Raw genomic sequence first — 20,958 nt, forward strand, 5'->3', positions numbered from 1 at the left:
GTCCGGCGCCGGCAGGCCCTCGCGCCACTCCAAGGCTGCGGCCCCTCACTGCAGCCGCACCACCACCATGGTCTGGTTGAGGAGCTGGTAGCCGATCTCGCCGAAGGTGAACGGCCCCTCCACCCCCCCGCCCAGGGCCTGGTTCTCCAGTTCGCCGAAGACGAAGTTCAGGATGCAGTTGCAGGAGAACACCACGCCCGTGGCGTCGAATCCGGCGAGCCGCTCGCGGAACGCCTGGGCGTAGTGCGCCACCGGGCGCGCCAGGCGGTAGTCCACCCCCGGGAACACGGGCGCGTACAGCGTGACCTTGCCCGCCGCCACGTCGATGTGCTGGAACGACACGTTGACGTGCGCGCCCGCGAAATCCCCCACCAGCGGCAGCTTGCCGTCGGCCGCGCCGCGCTCCTGCAGGTACTGCGCCAGGTTGACGCTGCGCCCGTCCACACTGCAGTCCCCCACCTCGAAGCCCAGGGTGTCGAAGCGCAGCACCTCGCCCGCGTCAGGTTCGAAGATGTTGACGATCTCCACGGTGACCAGCTGGTCGTCGGGCACGCGCACGTGGGCCACCACGGCGGCGTCCTCGTAGGCCTGGCCGCTGCGCCCGTCGAACACCTTGGGCGTGGCGCGCCCCAGCTCGCCCAGGTGCACGCCCGCCACCCAGCCGACGATGGGCTTGGAGAACGCGTCGGGGTAGCCGTCGGCCTCGCGGGCGAAGCGCGCGTGGGCGTTGCTGCCGGCGGGCAGGATGGCGAGCGCGAAGCCGTTGTCCGCCGTGGCGGCGGTGATACCCGCCAGCGCATCGGCGCCATAGCAGGCCAGCGTGACCTCGCCCGCCTGCGACAGGTCGGTGACGAAGACGCTGCCCTCGGTCACGATCGTGGCCCGGCCCTGGGCCGAGAGGTAGGGAATGGTGCCGCCGATCCAGGGGCCGGCGGGCAACTGGCGCAGCACCGCCTCGGCCCCGGCGATCGCCAGGGGGCGGCCCTCGCGGATCCACTGGGCGGCGTCCTGCACGCGCATCAATTGGTTCATCATGGTGTTCTCCTGGATCAAAGGCGGGCCAGCTGGGCGATCTCGTCCGCCAGCAGGCGCTCGTACTTGACGAAGAAGGCGCGGATTTCCGCCGCCTTCGCCGGGATCGGGTCGGTGGAGCGCTCGACCCGCTTGGCCAGCAGCTGCGCCGCCAGCAGCGGGGTCTGCAAACGCTGCATCCCGCCGGTGGCCAGGCTTTGCCAGCACGGCGCGGAAGAAGGAGGAAGGGAACTGACCATACGAAGACAACCTTTCGCGTGAAACCATGGGCGGGGTGAAGCACCCCGGGCACGCCAGGGCCACCGCAACTCGCGTGCCAGCGCGCCGCCACGCCTGCGCACAGAGGCGGCCCGCGTGGCGGCGGGTGCGCCAGTGCGCCGTCCTGCAACAGCGGCGCGTCCATGCCGGAACAGTGCGCGGGCGGTTGTGGCAGCCCATGCCCTGCATTCGCCGCGTCCGGCGATAATCTTCCGGCGCAACGGACATCCAGGCTTGCCTGCCGGTTCGTGCAAGCGACACTTGCCAGCACCTCACCATGCAACTCACTCCCCGGCTACAGCAGCAACTCGCCCAGACAGTGCGAATCTCCATGCGCATCGAGGGCTACCGCTGTGCGCCCCCGCCGCACATCCAGGTGCAGGCCCAGGCGCTGATGGAGCAACGGCGTGTCCAAGTATCAGTACCGGCAAAGTGACATCTACCTGCCGGGCACGGAGCTGCCCGTCAACCGGCTCGGCATCGAGGATGCCGTACTGCTGCACGAGATCGAAGCCCGGCTGCTGGAGCAGGCCTATGCCACCTTCGTCACGGAACTGACGCCTGGCACACGGTTCGACGAGGCGTATTTCCGGTCCCTGCACCGGCGTACCTATGAGTCGCTGTACACATGGGCGGGCCGCTACCGTGCCGAAGACATGCTCAAGGGCGGTTCGCTGTTCTGCCGCGCTGCCTACCTGGAGGTTGAATCCCGGCGCATCTTCGCCGCCCTGGAGGCTGAGTCGTTCCTGCAGGGAGCAGGCCAGTGGCCCCGCGAACGCTTCGCCCAGCGCCTGGCGCACTACCAAAGCGAACTGATCGCGCTGCATCCGTTCTACGAACTCAACGGCCGCATCACCCGCCTGTTCTTCGACCTGATTGCCATGGCCAACGGCTATGGCCCCATCGACTACGGCACCGCCCTGCGCGACGACCCTGAAGTCGGCAACAGCTACATCCGCGCATCCATCGACTGCGTGCGCCGCGCCGATCACCGGCTGCTGCTGGAGTTGGTCTCCAGCGGGCTGCGCCCGATGGACGATTCCGAATCCAGCCGCTGACCGTTTCCCATGGCACCCTCCCCCGCCCCGCGCCAGCGCGCCGTGCTCGGCCAGCTCTCCGACATGGACCTGCGCCTGCTGCAGGTCTTCAAGGCCGTGGTCGAGTGCGGCGGCATGGCGGCGGCCGAGCTGGAGCTGAACATCGGCACCAGCACCGTGAGCCGCCACGTGAAGGACCTGGAAACACGCCTGGGCATGACGCTGTGCCGCCGCGGCCGCGCGGGCTTCGCGCTCACGCCCGAGGGGCAGCGCGTGTACGAGGAGACGCTGCGCCTGCTGGCCTCGGTGCGCGGCTTTCTCGGCAGCATCGACGACATCCACGCGCGCATGGGCGGGCAGCTCGCCGTGGCGGTGTTCGACAAGACGGCCAGCAACCCGGCCGCGCGCATCGGCGACGCCATCGCCGCCTTCGCGGCCCAGGCGCCGCATGTGCAGCTGCAGTTGCACGTGGGCTCGATCAACGCCATCGAGCGCGGCGTGATCGACGGCAGCTACCAGGTGGGCATCATCCCGGCGCACCGCAGCTCGCAGAGCCTGGTCTACGCCGACCTGTTCGGCGAGACCATGCTGCTGTACTGCGGCGCGGGCCACCCGCTGTTCGGAGCACAGCACGCCGCGCTCGACTGGGATGCGCTGCGCGCCTACCCGTTCGCGGGCCTGGGCTACCACTCGCCCAACATGGAACTGAGCCACCAGGCGCAGCTCACGCGCAGCGCCACCGGCTTCGACCAGGAATCCATCGCCACGCTGGTGCTGTCGGGGCGCTTCCTGGGCTTTCTGCCCGACCACTACGCCGAGGCCTTCGAGCGCCAGGGCCGCATGCAGGCCGTGCACCCGCAGCGGCTGCACTACCACTGCCGCTTCGTCAGCCTGGTGCGGCGCTCGCCCGCGCCGAGCCGCGCGGCACAGGCCTTCGTGCAATGCCTGCAGGACGCGCACGCCACCGAACAGGAGTCCGCCCCATGAACATCGCCCGCCTGCTGCAGCGCAGCGCCACCCTGTACCCCGACCGACCGGCGCTGCTGGTGGGCGCGCAGCCCTGGCTGACGTACGCGCAGCTCGGCGCGCGCGCCGCCGCGCTGGCCGGGCACCTGCGCCAGCAGGGCATCGGCCCCGGCGACCGCGTGGCGCTCTACGCTGCCAACGTGCGCGAGTACCTGGAGGCCCTGCACGCCGTGTACTGGGCCGGTGCCGTCACCGTGCCCGTGAACTACAAGCTGCACGCGCGCGAGCTGGAGTACGTGCTGCGCGACAGCGGCGCGGCGCTGCTGCTGGTCTCGCCCGAACTCGCGCCCGCCGCCACGCCGGTGGCGCCGCCCGGCACGCAGGTACTGGTGCTGGGCGCGCCCGCCTACGAGCAGGCCCTGCGCCAGGCCCCCCTGCCGGTGCAGGAGCGCGTGCCGGACGACCTGGCCTCGCTGTTCTACACCTCGGGCACCACGGGCCGGCCCAAGGGCGTGATGCAGACCCACCGCAACCTGCTGGCCATGACGGCCTGCTACTTCACCGATGTGGACGACGTGGATGCGCGCGACGCCATGGTCTACGCCGCGCCCATGTCGCACGGCGCCGGGCTGTACAACTTCGCCCACGTCCTGCGCGGCGCGCGGCACGTGGTGCCGGCCTCGGGCGGGTTCGAGCCCGCCGAGCTGCTGGACCTGGCCCGGCACGTGGGGCGGCTGGTGCTGTTCGCCGCCCCCACCATGGTCAAGCGCCTGGTGGACCATGTGGAGGCCGGGGACGGCATGGCCGATGCCTCCGGCTTCAAGACCATCGTCTACGGCGGCGGTCCGATGTATGTGGACGACCTGCAGCGCGCCCTGGCCACGCTCGGGCCCTGCCTGGTGCAGATCTACGGCCAGGGCGAGAGCCCCATGACCATCACCGCCCTGGCGCGCACGCACTTGGTGGACCAGGCGCACCCGCGCTGGCTGCAGCGCATCGCCTCGGTGGGCGTGGCCCAGTCGCTGGTGGAGGTGCGCGTGGTGGACGCCGCCGGCGCGCCGCTGCCCGTGGGCGAGGTCGGAGAGGTGGCGGTGCGCGGCGAGACCGTGATGCCCGGCTACTGGAACAACCCCGAGGCCAGCGCGCAGGCGCTGCAGGGCGGCTGGCTGCACACCGGCGACACGGGCTGCCTGGACGCGGACGGTTTCCTCACGCTCAAGGACCGCTCCAAGGACCTGGTCATCTCCGGCGGCTCCAACATCTACCCGCGCGAGGTGGAGGAGGTGCTGCTGGCGCACCCCGCCGTCTCCGAGGTGGCCGTGATCGGCCAGCCCGACGCCGAATGGGGCGAGGTGCCCGTGGCCTTCGTCGTCGCCCGCGCAGGCGCGGCGCCCGACAGCGCCGCCCTCGACGCCTGGTGCCTGGCGCAGATGGCCCGCTTCAAGCGCCCGCGCCACTACCACTGGGTGGCGGCGCTGCCCAAGAACAGCTACGGCAAGGTGCTCAAGACCGCGCTGCGCGCCGGGCTGGCGGACGCGCAGGATTCCAGGTGATGCAGATCGTGGCGATGGCGGGGCTGAGCTTCCCCACCGTGCGGCGCACCCTTGACCTATTCGAGCAGGGAGGCTGAGCCGCCATTAGGCCCGGCGGACGTGGGGGCTCAGCGCCATGAAGCAGTCGAGTTGTTTTACCTGCCCAGCGACAGAATCCCGAGGAGAAGCCCAATGCGGAAATCAAGCGCGAGATGGGCAAGCGCGTTCCGATCAGAACCAAGGCCCGTTTGCGTGAAGCTGCCAACGAACACATGTCGACGCTCATGGCGCCCCGCGGCGCGTCACGAGCCACTTCCAAGATCGCCGTGTTCGGTATGCCGCTTAAAACTTCATGGGGCCGAATCAATATATAGGGATAATTTTGGCTGCTCCTGAATTTCACACGTGCCATCTCGTGAGAAACGTCGGTCAAATCCACAATCGCCGGATCGGTCAATCCATGCCAGCAGCGCGTCTTCCCGCATCTTATTTCGGCATGATCCTTGGACTTGCGGGCATGGGGCAGGCGTGGCGAGCCGCAGCCGTTCTATGGAAGGTGCCGGAACAAATCGGCGAAGGCGTACTGCTATTGGCCACGCTGATCTGGGCAGCTCTGCTGATGACCTATCTGAGCCAGGCATTGCGGCATCCCCAGGCCGTGCGAGCCGAAGCCGGGCATCCAGTGCAAGGCAGCACGCCCGCCCTCATGGCCATCGCCACCATGCTCATCGCCATGGCGGTGTTGCCGTATTCGCGCACCGCCGCCGAGTGCCTGGCCGCCGTTGCCCTGGCGGGGCACCTGTTTTTTTCGCTGTGGCATACGGGCACGGTGTGGCGCGGCGGGCGCAGCCACCAAGACACGGTACCCACAGCGTATCTGCCGACGGTGGCGGGCAATTTCACCAGTGCTGCCCTGCTGGGCGCACTCGGGCTGGCGTCGTGGGGATGGCTCTTCCTCGGGACGGGAGTGTTCTCGTGGCTTGCGCTCGAATCGCTCATGATCCATCGCATGCTCGGCCCCGAACCCCTGCCTGCGCCGCAGCGTCCGCTGGTTGGCATTCAGTTCGCTCCGCCCGTGGTGTGCGGTATGGCCTGCCTGATGCTGTTGCCGGGCTCCCACGAACCCTGGCTGTTGATGCTATGGGGCTACGGGCTGTTCCAGCTGTTGCTGGGTCTGCGGATGCGGGTCTGGCTGGGCGAGCAGCCGTTCGCGATGTCCTACTGGTCGTATACCTTTGGTATCGCGGCCACCACGATCTGTGCACTGAAGCTCGCCATCAACGGGGTCGACTCAGCGCGTGTCCTGGCTCTCCCCATTTTCGTGTGCGCCAACGCCTTCATCGGCTACCTCACGATCAAGACGGCCGCACTCGTCGTGAACGGGCGATTTCTGCGCTGAGCGAGGATGGCCAGTTTGGTCGTCAGTCCCCCGCGTCACTGCCGAAGTTTCGCCTGCCAGTCTTTCAACGCCGGAACGGGTGAGATGTGGTTGAACACCCGCTGCGAAATCTGGTGGTTATGGGTCTTGACGTAGTTCAGTTCGTTGTGCGGCCCGCCACACGGCCGCGCGCGCCTTGCCTGGCAGCTCCAGGCGGCGGCGCAGGGCCATGCCTGACAGGCTCCTAACCAAATCAGGCTCCAGCGCTTGTCTAGAAAGCGCTGACAGCTTCTCTTTCAATAGCACCTGTCCCAGCCGGGACATCCACCGTGGTGCCCGGCCTTATTATTTCGCACGCGAAATAAATAACCCGTGCCATGGCCCACCCGCCCCGTCTCGTGTACCTGCTGGGCAGCGCCCAGCGCCGCCTGCAGCAATGGATCGCCGCGCAGCAGGAGCGCGCCGCGCTGTCGGGCGCGCGCCCGCCCACCCCGGCGCAGGCCGGCGTGCTGTTCGTGCTCGCGCGCAGCGACGGCGTGGCCATGGGCCAACTGGCCGAGGCGCTGGACCTGGCGCCCTCGGCCGCCTCGGGCCTGGCGCAGCGCATGGAGGCGCTGGGCTGGGTGGCGCGCCGCCCCAGCCCGCACGACGCCCGCACGCTGCAGCTGTGGCTGCTGCCCGCCGGCCAGGCGCAACTGCCCGGCCTGCGCACCGCCACGCAATGCATCAACCAACGCCTGACCGCAGGCTTCACCGACGCCGAGCTGCACACCGTGGCGCGCTGGCTGGAGCATGTGCAAACCCTCGGAGACCCCCATGACTGACATCCCCGCCACCACGGCCCGCGCCGCCGCCCAGCCCGCGCCCGAGCCGGTGGACATTCCCTGCGCCGACGGCGTGCGCCTGCGCGGCCACTTCTTCCACGCGGCCCCGGGCGCAGCCGCGCGGCCGCTGCCGGTGCTCCTGTCCCCGGCCACGGGTGTGCGCCAGCAGTTCTACTGGCACTTCGCCGACTGGCTGGCGCGCGAGGGCTACGACGTGCTGGTGTTCGACTACCGGGGCATCGGCCAGTCGCTGCACGGGCCGCTGGCGCGGTGCGACGCCCGGCTCGTGGACTGGGGCCAGCGCGACCAGGTGGCGGCGCTGCAGTGGCTGCTGGCGCGCTGCCAGGCCGCGCAGGCCATCCTGGTGGGCCACAGCGCGGGCGGGCAGATGCTGGGCCTGCTGCCCAACCACGCGCAGGTGGCGCGCCTGGTGGGCGTGGCGGCCTCCAGCGGCTGGTTCGGCGGCATGCGCCTGGCCTTCGCGCTCAAGGCCCGGCTGGGCCTGCGCGTGCTGATGCCGCTGGCCTCGCGCTGGCTGGGCTACGCGCCCACCTCGCGCATCGGCCTGGGCGAGAACCTGCCCGCCGCCGTGGCGCGCCAGTGGGGCCAGTGGTGCGCCGCGGGCGGCTACGCCACCAACGCCGTGCGCGGCCAGCCGGCGCAGGACTTTCACGCCCAGGTGCGCACCCCCGTCACCGTGCTCTACGCCACCGACGACGACCTCGTCACCCCGGCCACGGTGCAGGACCTGCTGCGCACCTGGCCCGCCGCCCCGCGCAGCAGCCTGGCCGTGCGCCCCGCCGACCACGGGCTGCGCGCCATCGGGCACATCCACTGGTTCCGCCCGTCGCACCAGGCGCTGTGGCCGCTGATCGGCGCGGCGATGCAGGGGTGCGCGTGAGACGCATGCGGGCACGAAAATAGGAGGAAAAACAGCCTCCAGCGCCCGCCCACAAAGCGCAAGCAGCTCTCAAAAGAAGAGCAACCATACCCCCAGCGGCCGCAGTGTCACAAGCCTGCACACCACTGGCCCAATCTGGAACACCCGGCGCCATGGCCTGCAACACCGCACCCCGTGCCGCGCCCTTTTTCGGCGCCTGCCCCCTGTGCGCCAGGGCTGGCACGAAGCTTGATTACTCCTTGCCCAGCCAGCCCCACCGGCCCCGGCACCATCCTCAAGGAGACTTCCATGGACATGTTTGAACTCAAGCGCTTCAACCTCGACATCGCCTACCCCTACAAGCAGCAGTACGACAACTTCATCGGCGGCAAGTGGGTCGCGCCGCTGGCGGGGCGCTATTTCGACAACGTCTCGCCCATTACCGGCAAGGCGTTCTGCAAGGTGGCCCAGTCCGACGCCAACGACGTGAACCTGGCCCTGGACGCCGCCCATGCCGCGCAGGACAAGTGGGCCCACACCTCGGTGACGGAGCGCGCCAACATCCTGCTGAAGATCGCCGACCGCATGGAGCAGAACCTGGAGCTGCTGGCGATTGCCGAGACCATCGACAACGGCAAGCCGCTGCGCGAGACCATGGCGGCCGACATTCCGCTGGCCATCGACCACTTCCGCTACTTCGCGGGCTGCATCCGCGCGCAGGAAGGCGGCATCTCCGAGATCGACGCCAGCACCGTGGCCTACCACTTCCATGAGCCCATCGGCGTGGTCGGGCAGATCATTCCGTGGAACTTCCCGCTGCTCATGGCTTCGTGGAAGCTGCCGCCCGCGCTGGCCGCCGGCTGCTGCGTGGTGATGAAGCCCGCCGAGCAGACGCCCGCCTCGATCATGGTGCTGATGGAGCTGATCGCCGACCTGCTGCCGCCCGGCGTGGTCAACGTGGTCAACGGCTTCGGCAAGGAAGCGGGCGAGGCGCTGGCGACCAGCAAGCGCATCACGAAGATCGCCTTCACCGGATCCACGGCTGTGGGCCAGCGCATCCTGCACGCCGCCGCCGACAACCTGATTCCCTCCACGGTGGAGCTGGGCGGCAAGAGCCCCAACATCTTCTTCGCCGACGTGATGGAGCAGGACGACGAGTTCCTCGACAAGGTGATGGAGGGCTTCTCGATGTTCGCGCTGAACCAGGGCGAGGTCTGCACCTGCCCGTCGCGCATCCTGATCCAGGAGTCCATCTATGACCGCTTCATCGAGCGCGCCGTCAAGCGCGTGCAGTCGATGAAGCAGGGCCACCCGCTGGACAAGACCACCATGGTCGGCGCGCAGGTCTCGCAGGCGCAGCTCGAACGCATCCTGGGCTACATCGACGTGGGCCGCCAGGAGGGCGCGCAGTGCCTCACGGGCGGCGAGCGCAACCGCCAGGGCGGGGACATCGACGACGGCTTCTTCATCAAGCCCACGCTGCTGTTCGGCCAGAACGACATGCGCGTGTTCCAGGAAGAAATCTTCGGCCCCGTGGCCTCGGTCACCACCTTCAAGACGATGGAGGACGCCATCCGCATCGCCAACGACAGCGAGTACGGCCTGGGCGCCGGCGTGTGGAGCCGCAACGGCACCACGGCCTACCAGATGGGCCGTGCCGTCAAGGCCGGGCGCGTGTGGACCAACTGCTACCACCTGTACCCCGCGCACGCGGCCTTCGGCGGCTACAAGAAGTCGGGCATCGGGCGCGAGAACCACAAGTCGGCGCTGTCCAACTACCAGCAGACCAAGAACCTGCTGGTGAGCTACAGCCCCAAGGCGCTGGGCTTCTTCTAAGCCCCCGCCCGGCCCGCGCAGCCGGGCCGGATGCCTGCACAGGGCGCGGCCTGGCCGCGCCCTGCCTTCCCCTATGCCCACTTCCTTTTTCTCGTGCAAGGAGCCTCCATGCATGCCGTCCCCCTGATGTCGTTCGCAGCCTGCGGCGGCCTGCTGGCCCTGGCCCAGGCGGCGCAGGCACAGGTGCAGGTGCAGGCTCCGGCCCTGCCCGATGTCACCGTGCGCAGCACCCTGGTGCAATCGCCGCTGGACTACGCCCCGGCCTCGGTCACCCTGGTCGATGGCGACCGGCTGCGCGACCGCCAGTGGCAGGTCAACCTCTCGGAAGCGCTGTCCGCCACGCCCGGGCTGCTGCTGCAGAACCGCCAGAACTACGCGCAGGACCTGCAGTTGTCGATTCGCGGCCACGGCGCGCGCTCCATGTTCGGCGTGCGCGGCGTGCAGATCCTGGTGGACGGCATCCCCTCCACCATGCCCGACGGCCAGGGCCAGGCGAACAACATCGACCTGCAATCGGTCGAGCGCATCGAGGTGCTGCGCGGGCCCTACTCCACGCTGTACGGCAACGCCTCGGGCGGCGTCATCAACGCCTACACCGCGCGCGGCGAGGGCAGCCCGCGCATCGACGGCAGCTTCGCCATGGGCAGCAACGGGCAGAAGCGCCTGGGCCTCAAGGCGCAGGGCGAGCGCCAGGGCGTGGGCTACGTGCTCAGCGCCAGCCGCTTCCTGACCGATGGCTACCGCCCGCAAAGCGCCGCCGACAAGAACCTGTTCAACGCCCGCCTGGACACCGACCCCGGCCCGGACAGCCACCTGATGCTGGTGGCCAACCACGTGGAAGTCACCGCGCAGGACCCCGGCGGCGCCACACCCGCCGAGTGGGCCGCCAACCCGCGCTTCGTCGCCAAGGGGCCGCTGGACTTCAACATGCGCAAGAGCATGCGCCAGGCCCAGGCCGGGCTGGGCTACGACGTGCGCGTGGACGGCAGCAATGCGCTGCGCCTCATGGTCTATGCCGGGCAGCGCCGCATCACCCAGTACCAGTCCACCCCGGTGGCGTCGCAAACCCCGCCCACCAGCGCCGGCGGCGTGATCGACATGGCGCGCGACTACGGCGGCATGGATCTGCGCTGGGCCCACGACACCCAGGCAGGCGGCCGCCCCCTGAGCCTGGTGCTGGGCCTGTCCGCCAACGTGGTCAAGGAAGACCGCCAGGGCTACAACAACTTCCTGGGCAGCCAGCTCGGCGTGAAAGGCGCGCTGCGCCGCGACGAACGCAACACCCTCGGCAACGCCGACCCCTACCTGCAGGCGAGCTGGGCCTTCGCGCCGCAGTGGAAGCTCGACGCCGGGCTGCGCTGGAGCAACGTGAAGGTGGACTCCGACGACCGCTACGTCACCCCCACCAACGGCAACGACAGCGGCGACACGCGCTTTCGCCGCTGGCTGCCCATGCTGTCGGTGCAGCGCGCGCTGGACGAACGCACCCACGTCTATGCCTCGGCTGGCGGCGGCATGGAAACGCCCACGTTCAACGAGCTGTCCTACCGCCCCGGCGGCCTGCCGGGCCTGAACTTCGGCCTGCAGGCAGCCACCTCCACCAGCCTGGAGCTGGGCCTGCGCCAGCGCCTGGCGGGCGAGCTGCTGCGCGGCCAGTGGTCGGCGGCGCTGTTCCATACCGATACGGACAACGAGATCGTCGCCGCCGACAACACCGGCGGGCGCGCCACCTACCGCAACGCCGGGCGCACGCGGCGCCAGGGCGTGGAGCTGGGCGCGAACCTGCAGCTGGCGCGCCAGTGGCAGTTGAACGCGGCGCTCACCGTGCTCGACGCCACGTTGCGCGACGGCTTTTGCGACAGCAAGGGCGGCTGCATCGCTGCGGGCAAGCGCATCGCCGGCACGGCCCGCACCCAGGCCGCGCTCGGGCTCGACTGGCGCCCCCACGCCGACTGGCGCGTGGGCGCGGACTGGCGCCACGTCGGCGCCATCGCCGCCAACGACAGCAACAGCGTCGAAGCCCCGGGCTATGGCGTGCTGGGCCTGAGCGCGGGCTACACCCGGCAATGGGGGCCCTGGAAGCTCGATGTCTTCGCGCGCATCGACAACCTGGCGGACAAGCAGTACGTGGGCTCGGTCATCGTCAACGAGAGCAACGGCCGCTACTACGAGGCTGCACCGGGGCGGCAGTGGATGGCGGGCCTGAGCGCCTCCTACCAGTTCTGACCATGGCGCCCGCCGAAGACCTGCGCGCCCTCCAGCCCTGGCTGGAGGCCCAGCCGTTCTTCCTGCTGGGCTCGGCCAACGCGGCGGGCGACTGCGACTGCTCGTACCGCGGGCGCCAGACCGAGGGCGGCGCCGAGCCGCTGCTGCGCGTGGAGGGCGGCACGCGGCTGGTCTTTCCGGACTACCCGGGCAACAACCTGTTCAACACCATCGGCAACCTGCTGGAACACCCCGCGCTGGCCCTGCTGTTCGTCGATTTCGCGCGGCAGTCCACCGTGCTGGTGCAGGGGCGCGCCGCGCTGGCCGGGCCCGACCCGGACTGGCCCACGGCGCCGCGCACCATCGCCGTGGCGGACTGCCGCGTGCTGCGCGCGCCGGTGGCCGGGCTGCCGCACCTGGTTATCGCTTGACCTGCATGCAAGGAGCCGCCATGCGCATCGTCCTCGAAGACCCCGACGGCCCCGGCATCTTCCATGCGGGCGAACGCGCGGCGCACGCGCGCTTCGGCGTGCAGGCGCAGGCGCGCGAGATGCAGGGCACGGTGGCCAGCCACCTGAGCGCGGGCAACGCCCGCTTCATGGCCAGCCAGCCGTTCTTCTTCGCCAGCGTGCGCGAGCCCGACGGCGCCGTCTTCACGCAGATGCTGGCCTGCGTGGCGACGGCCCAGGGCACCTACCCGCTGGTGGCGTTCGGAGACGCGCAGACCTTCTACTTCCTGCTCGGCGAGGCGGCCGGCGCCAGGCTCTGGCAGGCCGTGGCGCAGGGCGACGGCAAGGCAGGCATGGTGTTCGTGGACTTCGCGCGCCGCGCGCGCCTGCGCGTCAACGGCACGCTGCAGCTGGCGGCGCCAGGTGCGCTGCCGGGCTTCGCGTGCCCCGTGGGCCATCGCCTGGTGGAGGCACACGTGGAGCAGGCCTATGCCAACTGCCAGGCCCGCATCGTGCGCCTCAAGGCCGCCTGAGGCCGCCGCGACAGCGGCACACTTTTTGCTGCAAATAACCCTTGCGCAGCCTGCAGGTTGTCAAACACCGGTACCGTTCGGACAATCCCCGGAGCAGACGACCACACCCCTGCGCACGCAGGCCGTGCGCCAGGGACCATAAAGAAGATGGAAACACGTATTTCCATACCCAGGAGACTTTCATGGGCACCATGCCGACCCGGCCATCCGACATGGCCGTGCAGACACCGCCGCCGCCACCGGACGCCATCGCCGTCATCGACGAGGCAAACCAGCGCTCGCTCGCGTTTGGCGTCTCCACCGATGACGAGCCCGACTTCACCAGCCTCGGCATCGGCCACCTGAAGGACTCCCTGGAGGAGAACCGTTTCCTGTTCCAGCATGCCGTGCCGGTGATGGAAACGCTGCGCGGGCAGATCGCCAACACCCACAGCATGGTGCTGCTGACCTCGGCCCAGGGCATGGTGCTGCACTCCATGGGCGACAGCGATTTCCTGGAAAAGGCCAGCGAGGTGGCGCTGGTGCCCGGCATGGACTGGAGCGAGAAGACCAAGGGCACGAACGCCATCGGCACGGCCCTCACGGCGCAACAGGCCATCACCGTGCATGGCGACCAGCATTTCATGCGCACCAACCATGCGCTGACCTGCTCGTGCGCGCCCATCCTCGACCCCTACGGGGAGATCGTCGGCGCGCTGGACGTGACGGGCGACCACCGCAGCTACCACCAGCACACGCTGGCGCTGGTGCGCATGTCGGCGCAGATGATCGAGAACCACATGTTCGCGAGCAGCTTCCCGAAGGCGGTGCGCCTGCATTTCCACGCGCGCCCCGAATTCCTGGGCACGCTGGTCGAGGGCATCGCCGCCTTCACGCCCGAAGGGCGCTTTCTCTCGGCCAACCGCAGCGCGCAGTTCCAGCTCGGCATGTCGTTCGGCGCGCTGCAGGCGCACACCTTCTCGTCGCTGTTCAACCTGCCGATGTCGGCGCTGTTCGAGCTGTTTGCCGGCAGCGCCGCCACGCCGCACCAGCTGTGCCTGCACAACGGCGTGTCCGTCTGGTGCCGCACCGAGGTCAAGCCTGCCAGCCCCTGGGCCACGCCCATCGTCTCGCCCCTGGCCGAGGCCGGCACGCCGCCAGTGCGCATCGCCCCGGTGCCCAAGGGGCAACTGTCGTCGCTGCAGTACCTCGACACGGGCGATGCGCAGCTGTCGGCCATCATCGCCAAGCTGCGCAAGGTGGTGGACCGCGACATCCCCGTGATGATCCTGGGCGAGACCGGCACAGGCAAGGACCTGCTGGCGCAGGCCATGCACAACGACTCGGCGCGCGCGCGCCAGCCCTTCGTGGCCGTCAACTGCGCCTCGATCCCCGACACGCTGATCGAGGCCGAGCTGTTCGGCTACGAGGAAGGGGCCTTCACCGGCGCGCGCAAGAAAGGCGCGTCCGGCAAGATCCTGCAGGCCCACGGCGGCACGCTGTTCCTCGACGAGATCGGCGACATGCCCAAGCACCTGCAGGCGCGGCTGCTGCGCGTGCTGCAGGAGCGCAAGGTGAGCCCCCTGGGCGCGGGCAAGGAGGTGGAGGTGGATGTGACCGTCATCAGCGCCACGCACAAGAACCTCAAGGAGCTGATCGCGCGCGGCGACTTCCGCGAAGACCTGTACTACCGCCTCAACGGCCTGGTCGTGCGCCTGCCCGCGCTGCGCGAGCGCAGCGACTTCGGGGCCGTGGTGAAGAAGGTGCTTCATGCGCTCGAAGGCAACGCGCACATCGCCATCGCCCCGCAGGTGATGGAACTGCTGCAGGCCTACCACTGGCCGGGCAACGTGCGCCAGCTGCACAACCTGCTGCGCACGGCCTGCGTGATGATGGACGAGGACTGCACCATCCGCCTGGAGCATCTGCCCGACGATTTCCTCGACGAGCTGCGTGCGCCCATGCACCCCCTGGCCATGCCGCTGCCCGCGCCGGAGCTGCCCCTGGTGCCCAGCGTGGGCGCGCCGCCGCTGTCCACCGACGACCTGGGCGAGGACGGCCACAGCCTGCACGACGTGACCCTCAACGCCATGGCACAGATGTTGCGACTGCACAAGGGCAATGTGTCGGCAGCGGCCAAGGCGCTGGGCGTTTCGCGCAACACCATCTACCGCAAGAAGAACCTGCTGCCGCCCGATCTGCTTGATTGATGGCCCCGTACATGGGCCGCCCAGGAGGTTTCCCATGCAGCAGCCCCGCTACGACCGTTTTTCCGTTTTCCTGCACTGGCTCATGGCCGTGCTGATCGTGGGGCAGATCGCCCTGGGCCTGTGGATGACCGGACTGCCCAAGGACGGCAGCGGCCTGCGCGCGGCGTGGTTCAACGTGCACAAGTCATGGGGCATGGTGCTGTGCCTGCTCATCGCCGTGCGCCTGGCCTGGGCGCTGCTGCGCCCGCGCGTGGCGCCGCCGCCCGGGGCACGCGCCCTGCAGGCGCTGGCCGCGGGCGCCCACCGGCTGCTGTACGCGCTGATGCTGGTGCTGCCCTGGTCGGGGTTCTTCGGCTCGGTGTTTTCCGGCTATCCCATCCGCTTCTTCGGCATGCCGCTGCCCAAGATGGCCAGCCGCTGGGACGGCGCCAAGGAGCTGTTCAGCAACGTGCACCAGTGGGCCGCCGCCGCGCTGGTGCTGCTCGTGGCACTGCATGTGCTGGCCTTCCTGTACCACCAGTGCATCGTGAAGGACGCCCTGCTGCAGCGCATGCGCTGGCCGCGGCGCTGTGCGCGCAACACCTGTTCCACAGTGCAACACTTTTCGTGACACCTGCGCGGCATGTGTTCCATACGCCGCGACACCACCGGAGAATCAACCATGGCAAAACGCCGCAATGTGCTGCTGGCGGGCTTGTGGGGCATGGCGGCCCACGCCGCGCGCGCTGCCACGCAAGACCCCGCGGGGAGCGACCCGCTGGGCTCGCCACAATGGCCGGACCTGCGCCGGAAATACACCCAGGACGCCCCCTTGCGCTTCACCGACGCGGTGCTGGTGCGCACGCCCGCGTTCGCCGACGACGCGCTCAACGTGCCGCTGCAGATCGACGCCCGGGCGCTGCAGGCAGTCGGCGGAGGCATCGCGCGCATGCTCGTCATCGCCGACCGCAACCCGATCCGCGAAGTCCTGGCGTTCGAGCCGCTGCAGGCCCTGCCCCTGCTGGCGCTGCGCATCCGGCTGGAGCAGGCCTCGCCGGTGCGCTGCCTGGTGCAGACGCGCGACGGGCATTGGCACGCGGGCGGGGCCATGGCGCAGGCCGCGGGCGGCGGGTGCACGGTGCCCGGCGTGACGCGCGCCGACGGTTCGTGGAGCAAGACGCTGAACCAGGTGCATGCGCGCTTCTTCGGCAACCTCGCCGACGGCACGCGGCGCCTGCGCGTGCAGATCATGCACCCCATGGACACCGGCCTGGTGGCCGGCGTGCCCGCGCTGTACATCGAGCAGCTCGAACTGCAGGACGCCGCGCAGCAGCCCTGGTGGCGCATGCAATTGCACGAGCCGGTGTCGGAAAACCCCCTGCTCACCGTCGAGATGCCGCTGCAAGGGCCGAAGGCGTTCCGCCTGCTCGGCCAGGACAACAACGGCAACCGCATCGATGCCGAGGTGCGGGCATGAAGACACTGAATACCCTTTTCATCGCGCTGGCCTGCTGCATGCCTGCTATGGCGCAGCCCACGGGGACGGCGCCCGACACCGCCCGCCTGGACTACCGCCTGCAGCCACGCCAGATCGCCCCCGGCACCTGGGTGATCGAAGGCGCGGTGGCCGACTTCCTGCCCGCCAACGGCTGCAACATCATCAACACCGCGTTCATCGCCACGGGCGATGGCGTCATCGTCATCAACACCGGACCCTCGCGCCTGTATGGCGAGCAGCAGCGCCGCGCCATAGCCGCAACCCTTGCCGCCGTCACGCCGCAGCCGGTGCGCAGGGTGCTCAACCTCAACCTGCACCCCGACTATTTCTTCGGCAACCAGGCGTGGGACGGCGTGCCAACGCAGGCCCTGGCCGGCAGCATCGCCGGCATGCAGGCCGAGGGCGAGAGCTATGCAGACAACCTGTACCGCCTGTGCGGCGGCTGGATGCGGGGCACGCAAGCCACCCCGGCGCGCCAGGCGCTGGAGCCCGGCAGCTTCACGCTGGGCAATCACCGCCTGGAGCTGCGCCGCCTGCAGGGCCACACCGGGGACGACCTGGTGCTGCTCGACCACAGTACCGGCGTGCTGTTCGCCGGGGGCCTGGTGTTCGCCGACCGCGTGCCGACCACGCCGCACGCCGATCCGGCGCAATGGCTGCACACCCTGGACCTGCTCGCGCAATGGCAGCGCCAGGGGCAATTCAAGCAGCTCGTGCCCAGCCACGGGCCGGTGGACCAGGGGCTGCAAGGCATCGCCCAGACGCGCGACTGGCTGCGCTGGCTGACGGGCTGGATGCAGGACAGCGCGCAGCAGGGGCTGGACCTGAGCGAGCTGCTGCGCATGCCCGTACCCGAACGGTTCGCCGGCTGGGCCGCGCAGCCCGCCGAGCTGCACCGCAGCCTGGCGCAGTGGTATCCGGCCTACGAGCGGCGGGCGCTGCAGCCGGCGGTGCCGTGAAGCGATTGCTCCTTATTCAATAGCTGCCAGCGCTTTCTGGACGGGCGCTGGCAGCCATTTTTGCTGGTCATAGCAATCACTTCACGGAGTTCCGCCGATCCTCCAGGTAGGTGCGGATCGACCAGATCGCCTCCTGCGTCAAGGTGCCCTCGAAGGGCGGCATGTACACCCGCCCGTCGCGCGTGCGGCCGCGGCGCACCGTGCCGGCGTAGTAGTCGTCCATCTCCTGGTAGCACACCTTGGCCTTGGCGGCGTCGGCGTAGCCGGCGCATTCCTCGTCGAACTTGCGCAGGTCGGGCGCGATGCCGCCGGAGATGGCCTCCAGCCCATGGCAGCGCGCGCAGTTCTGGTTGTAGGCCGAACTGCCGATGCGCAGCGCCTCCTTGTGCCCCTCGCCGCTGCTGTACGGGTTGGACTCGCGCCATTTCGTGCCGAGCTGGGGCAGGGTGCTGGTGTCCACGGCCTGGGGCACCACGTCGCCGTGCGCCATGGCGGCGGTGGCGCTGCAGGCCAGCGCCAGGGCCAGCAGGCCGCGCCGTGCCGGTACGAAGAAAGATTGCTGCATGGGTTGTCTCCTGATTATGGAAAAGGGATGAACCCGCTTGCGCAATTTGCATGCCACCGCGCATGTGCCCTGGCACGGCGCCGCGCGCTGTCCCAGTTTGCGCCAGGGCGTGCCCGGCTGCTCCTGAAATGAACAGCCGGGCGGCGCGCTGCGCTCCACATTTGAACGCAAGACGCGGCAAACCCCGGCGTACTGCTGCCAAAACCTTCTTGGCACGCCTCTTGCCTCATTGCTGGCGTGATTCATCCACCACAACACAAGGAGACAACCACCATGTCCTCACCGGTATCCAAGCACCTGCGCCTGGGCAGCCTGGCCGCAGCCGCCGCCCTGGCGCTGACGGCCCAGGCCGCCAACGTCAAGCCCGTCACCTGGGAAGAAATCGCCAACGACCACAAGAGCACGGCGGACGTGCTGACCTACGGCCTGGGCCTGACGGCGCAGCGCTACAGCCCGGCCAAGACCCTGACCACCAAGAACGTCGCCGGCCTGGTGCCGGTGTGGAGCTACTCCTTCGGCGGCGAGAAGCAGCGCGGCCAGGAGGCGCAGGCGCTGATCCACGACGGCGTGATCTACGTCACCGCCTCGTACTCGCGCTTCGTGGCGCTGGACGCGCGCAGCGGCAAGCGCCTGTGGACCTACGAGCACCGCCTGCCCGAGGACATCCGCCCCTGCTGCGACGTGGTCAACCGCGGCCCCGCCATCTATGGCGACAAGGTGTACTTCGGCACGCTGGACGCGCGCATCGTGGCGCTGGACCGCGCCACCGGCAAGGTGGTGTGGAACGAGAAGTTCGGCGACCACAAGGTGGGCTACACCATGACCGGCGCGCCCTTCATCATCAAGGACCAGAAGACCGGCAAGGTGCTGCTGGTGCACGGCTCCTCGGGCGACGAATTCGGCGTGGTCGGCTACCTGTATGCGCGCGACCCCGACACCGGCAAGGAAGTCTGGGCGCGCCCCCTGGTCGAAGGCCACGTGGGCCGCCTGAACGGCCAGCCCAGCACGCCCACGGGCGACCCCAAGGCGCCGAGCTGGCCCAACGACCCGAACAGCCCCACCGGCAAGGCCGAGGCCTGGAGCCAGGGCGGCGGCGCGCCATGGCAGACGCCGTCGTTCGACGTGGAGACCAATACCATCGTCGTCGGCACCGGCAACCCCGCGCCCTGGAACACCTGGAAGCGCACCGCCAAGGGCGACGACCCGCGCAACTGGCCCAGCCTCTACACCTCGGGCCAGGCCTACATCGACCCGACGACCGGCGACCTCAAGGGCTTCTTCTCGCACACGCCCAACGACGCCTGGGACTTCTCGGGCAACAACTCGGTGCTGCTGTTCGATTACAAGGACCAGAAGACCGGCAAGACCGTCAAGGCCTCGGCCCACGCCGACCGCAACGGCTTCTTCTTCGTGACCGACCGCGAGAAGCTCGCCAAGAGCGACACCGGCCACCCCTGGAAGCAGGCCGCCATCATCAACGCCTGGCCGTTCGTCGATGGCATCACCTGGGCCAAGGGGTTCGACCTCAAGACCGGCCTGCCGATCGAGAACAACAACCGCCCGCCCGAGCCCAAGGAGGGCGAGGAAAAGGGCGAGAGCATCTTCGTCTCGCCGCCGTTCCTCGGCGGCACCAACTGGATGCCGATGAGCTACAGCCCCGACACGGGCCTGTTCTACATCCCGGCCAACCACTGGGCCATGGACTACTGGTCCGAGCACATCACCTACAAGCCCGGCGCGGCCTACCTGGGCCAGGGCTTCCGCATCAAGAAGCTGCATGACGACCACGTGGGCACGCTGCGCGCCATCAACCCGCAGACCGGCAAGATCGAGTGGGAGCACAAGGAGCAGTTCCCGCTGTGGGCGGGCACGCTCACCACGGCCGGCGGCCTGCTCATCACCGGCACGTCCGACGGCTACGTGAAGGCCTTCGACGCCAAGAACGGCAAGGAGCTGTGGAAGTTCCAGACCGGCTCGGGCGTGGTCTCGGTGCCCGTGACCTGGGAGATGGACGGCGAGCAGTACGTGGCCATCCAGTCCGGCTATGGCGGCGCCGTGCCGCTGTGGGGCGGCGACATGGCCGAGCTGACCAAGCAGGTCTCGCAGGGCGGCTCCATGTGGGTGTTCAAGCTGCCCAAGGCGCAGAAGATGGCAGCCCAATAAGCTGCCGCCCCGCTCCCCTTCCTGCCCGCCCAGCGGCAGGAGGGGGGTCCACGAACCTCTCTCGCAGCCGCCCCCTCACCATGAAGAACCTTCTCACCCGCTTCACCCTGGCAGGGGTGGCCTGCCTGGCCTGGGCCGGCAGCGCGCCGGCGCAGCCCGCCGCGCCGGACGAACCCCTGGTCGTCAACGGCTGCCCCATCTGGCCCTACACGCGCTGCCCCGGCGCCGACCTGCGCCACGCCAGCCTGGTGGGCGCGAACCTGGTCGGTGCCGATCTGCGCGGCGCCGACCTGACGCGCGCCGACCTGCGCGGCGCCAACCTCTCGGCCGCCGACCTGGAAGGCGCCAACCTCACCGGCGCGCGCCTGTCCAAGGCCTCGGCGGCCAATGCCGACTTCAAGAACGCCCGCTTCATCGGCACCGACCTGGAGAGCGCGCGCCTGATGCGCTCGGACTTCTCCGGCGCCGTGTTCGACGGCGCCAGCCTGGAGATGGCGCGCCTGAACCACGCCTGGTTCGTCGGCACGCGCTTCATCGCCAGCGACCTGCAGGAGACCAAGTTCGTCGCCACCAACCTGACGAACGCCGTGTTCGAAGGCAACCACGTGCTCTACACCCTGGTGTCCGAGTCCCAGCTGCAAGGCTGCAAGGGCTGCCGCGCCGATTGGAGATAAG

General features: G+C 69.4%; 19 protein-coding genes. 16 read left to right on the forward strand and 3 right to left on the reverse strand.

Annotated elements, in window-relative coordinates; translation table 11 throughout:
- Window positions 1-45: 45 nt before the first annotated feature.
- Entirely contained in the window at window positions 46-1,032 is a 987-nt protein-coding gene (locus tag YS110_12895) for a hypothetical protein (GenBank protein ID UJB67446.1), read from the reverse strand.
- A gap of 17 nt (window positions 1,033-1,049) precedes the next feature.
- On the reverse strand, window positions 1,050-1,271 hold the full coding sequence (locus YS110_12900) for a hypothetical protein (GenBank protein UJB65581.1): 222 nt from the start codon (window positions 1,269-1,271) through the stop codon (window positions 1,050-1,052).
- Between the two features lie 426 nt (window positions 1,272-1,697).
- Between YS110_12900 and YS110_12905 the strand changes: the two genes are divergently transcribed.
- The 14 genes from YS110_12905 to YS110_12970 all read left to right on the forward strand — a co-directional run bounded on the left by YS110_12905 (window position 1,698) and on the right by YS110_12970 (window position 17,555).
- Window positions 1,698-2,348, forward strand: a complete 651-nt coding sequence (locus tag YS110_12905) for a Fic family protein (protein UJB65582.1) — start codon at window positions 1,698-1,700, stop codon at window positions 2,346-2,348.
- 9 nt (window positions 2,349-2,357) lie between these two features.
- Entirely contained in the window at window positions 2,358-3,314 is a 957-nt protein-coding gene (locus YS110_12910; GenBank protein UJB65583.1) for a LysR family transcriptional regulator, read from the forward strand.
- The gene (locus tag YS110_12915; GenBank protein UJB65584.1) at window positions 3,311-4,846 is read left to right on the forward strand and encodes an AMP-binding protein; all 1,536 of its coding nucleotides are present in this window, start codon (window positions 3,311-3,313) and stop codon (window positions 4,844-4,846) included. Before YS110_12910 ends, YS110_12915 begins: the two co-directional genes overlap by 4 nt.
- Before the next feature lie 439 nt (window positions 4,847-5,285).
- On the forward strand, window positions 5,286-6,224 hold the full coding sequence (tehA, locus tag YS110_12920; protein ID UJB65585.1) for a dicarboxylate transporter/tellurite-resistance protein TehA: 939 nt from the start codon (window positions 5,286-5,288) through the stop codon (window positions 6,222-6,224).
- Between the two features lie 356 nt (window positions 6,225-6,580).
- Window positions 6,581-7,027, forward strand: coding sequence for a winged helix-turn-helix transcriptional regulator (locus YS110_12925; protein UJB65586.1), 447 nt, complete (start codon window positions 6,581-6,583; stop codon window positions 7,025-7,027).
- A complete protein-coding gene (locus YS110_12930) occupies window positions 7,020-7,928 on the forward strand; it encodes an alpha/beta fold hydrolase (GenBank protein UJB65587.1) in 909 nt (302 codons plus the stop codon). Before YS110_12925 ends, YS110_12930 begins: the two co-directional genes overlap by 8 nt.
- A 288-nt stretch (window positions 7,929-8,216) precedes the next feature.
- Window positions 8,217-9,743: an aldehyde dehydrogenase gene (locus tag YS110_12935; protein UJB65588.1), complete on the forward strand. Its 1,527-nt coding sequence runs from the start codon at window positions 8,217-8,219 to the stop codon at window positions 9,741-9,743.
- A 108-nt stretch (window positions 9,744-9,851) separates the two neighbouring features.
- Window positions 9,852-11,969, forward strand: coding sequence for a TonB-dependent receptor (locus YS110_12940; GenBank protein ID UJB65589.1), 2,118 nt, complete (start codon window positions 9,852-9,854; stop codon window positions 11,967-11,969).
- A gap of 2 nt (window positions 11,970-11,971) precedes the next feature.
- On the forward strand, window positions 11,972-12,379 hold the full coding sequence (locus YS110_12945) for a pyridoxamine 5'-phosphate oxidase family protein (GenBank protein ID UJB65590.1): 408 nt from the start codon (window positions 11,972-11,974) through the stop codon (window positions 12,377-12,379).
- A gap of 20 nt (window positions 12,380-12,399) precedes the next feature.
- A complete protein-coding gene (locus YS110_12950) occupies window positions 12,400-12,930 on the forward strand; it encodes a hypothetical protein (protein ID UJB65591.1) in 531 nt (176 codons plus the stop codon).
- A 182-nt stretch (window positions 12,931-13,112) separates the two neighbouring features.
- Window positions 13,113-15,119, forward strand: coding sequence for a sigma-54-dependent Fis family transcriptional regulator (locus YS110_12955; GenBank protein ID UJB65592.1), 2,007 nt, complete (start codon window positions 13,113-13,115; stop codon window positions 15,117-15,119).
- A gap of 34 nt (window positions 15,120-15,153) precedes the next feature.
- Window positions 15,154-15,729 (forward strand): cytochrome b, encoded by a 576-nt coding sequence (locus YS110_12960; protein UJB65593.1) that lies wholly within the window; start codon window positions 15,154-15,156, stop codon window positions 15,727-15,729.
- Between the two features lie 51 nt (window positions 15,730-15,780).
- On the forward strand, window positions 15,781-16,575 hold the full coding sequence (locus YS110_12965; GenBank protein UJB65594.1) for a quinoprotein dehydrogenase-associated SoxYZ-like carrier: 795 nt from the start codon (window positions 15,781-15,783) through the stop codon (window positions 16,573-16,575).
- A gap of 38 nt (window positions 16,576-16,613) precedes the next feature.
- Window positions 16,614-17,555 (forward strand): quinoprotein relay system zinc metallohydrolase 1, encoded by a 942-nt coding sequence (locus YS110_12970; GenBank protein UJB67447.1) that lies wholly within the window; start codon window positions 16,614-16,616, stop codon window positions 17,553-17,555.
- A gap of 76 nt (window positions 17,556-17,631) precedes the next feature.
- Here the strand turns inward: YS110_12970 and pedF are convergent, their stop codons facing one another.
- On the reverse strand, window positions 17,632-18,120 hold the full coding sequence (gene pedF / locus YS110_12975; protein UJB65595.1) for a cytochrome c-550 PedF: 489 nt from the start codon (window positions 18,118-18,120) through the stop codon (window positions 17,632-17,634).
- A gap of 273 nt (window positions 18,121-18,393) precedes the next feature.
- On the opposite strand from pedF, the gene YS110_12980 reads away from it, so the two are divergent.
- Both YS110_12980 and YS110_12985 read left to right on the forward strand, forming a co-directional pair.
- Window positions 18,394-20,283: a PQQ-dependent dehydrogenase, methanol/ethanol family gene (locus YS110_12980; protein ID UJB65596.1), complete on the forward strand. Its 1,890-nt coding sequence runs from the start codon at window positions 18,394-18,396 to the stop codon at window positions 20,281-20,283.
- 80 nt (window positions 20,284-20,363) lie between these two features.
- A complete protein-coding gene (locus YS110_12985) occupies window positions 20,364-20,957 on the forward strand; it encodes a pentapeptide repeat-containing protein (protein ID UJB65597.1) in 594 nt (197 codons plus the stop codon).
- Window position 20,958 lies beyond the last annotated feature (1 nt).

Source organism: Acidovorax sp. YS12, from assembly GCA_021496925.1.
GTDB lineage: Bacteria > Pseudomonadota > Gammaproteobacteria > Burkholderiales > Burkholderiaceae_C > Paenacidovorax.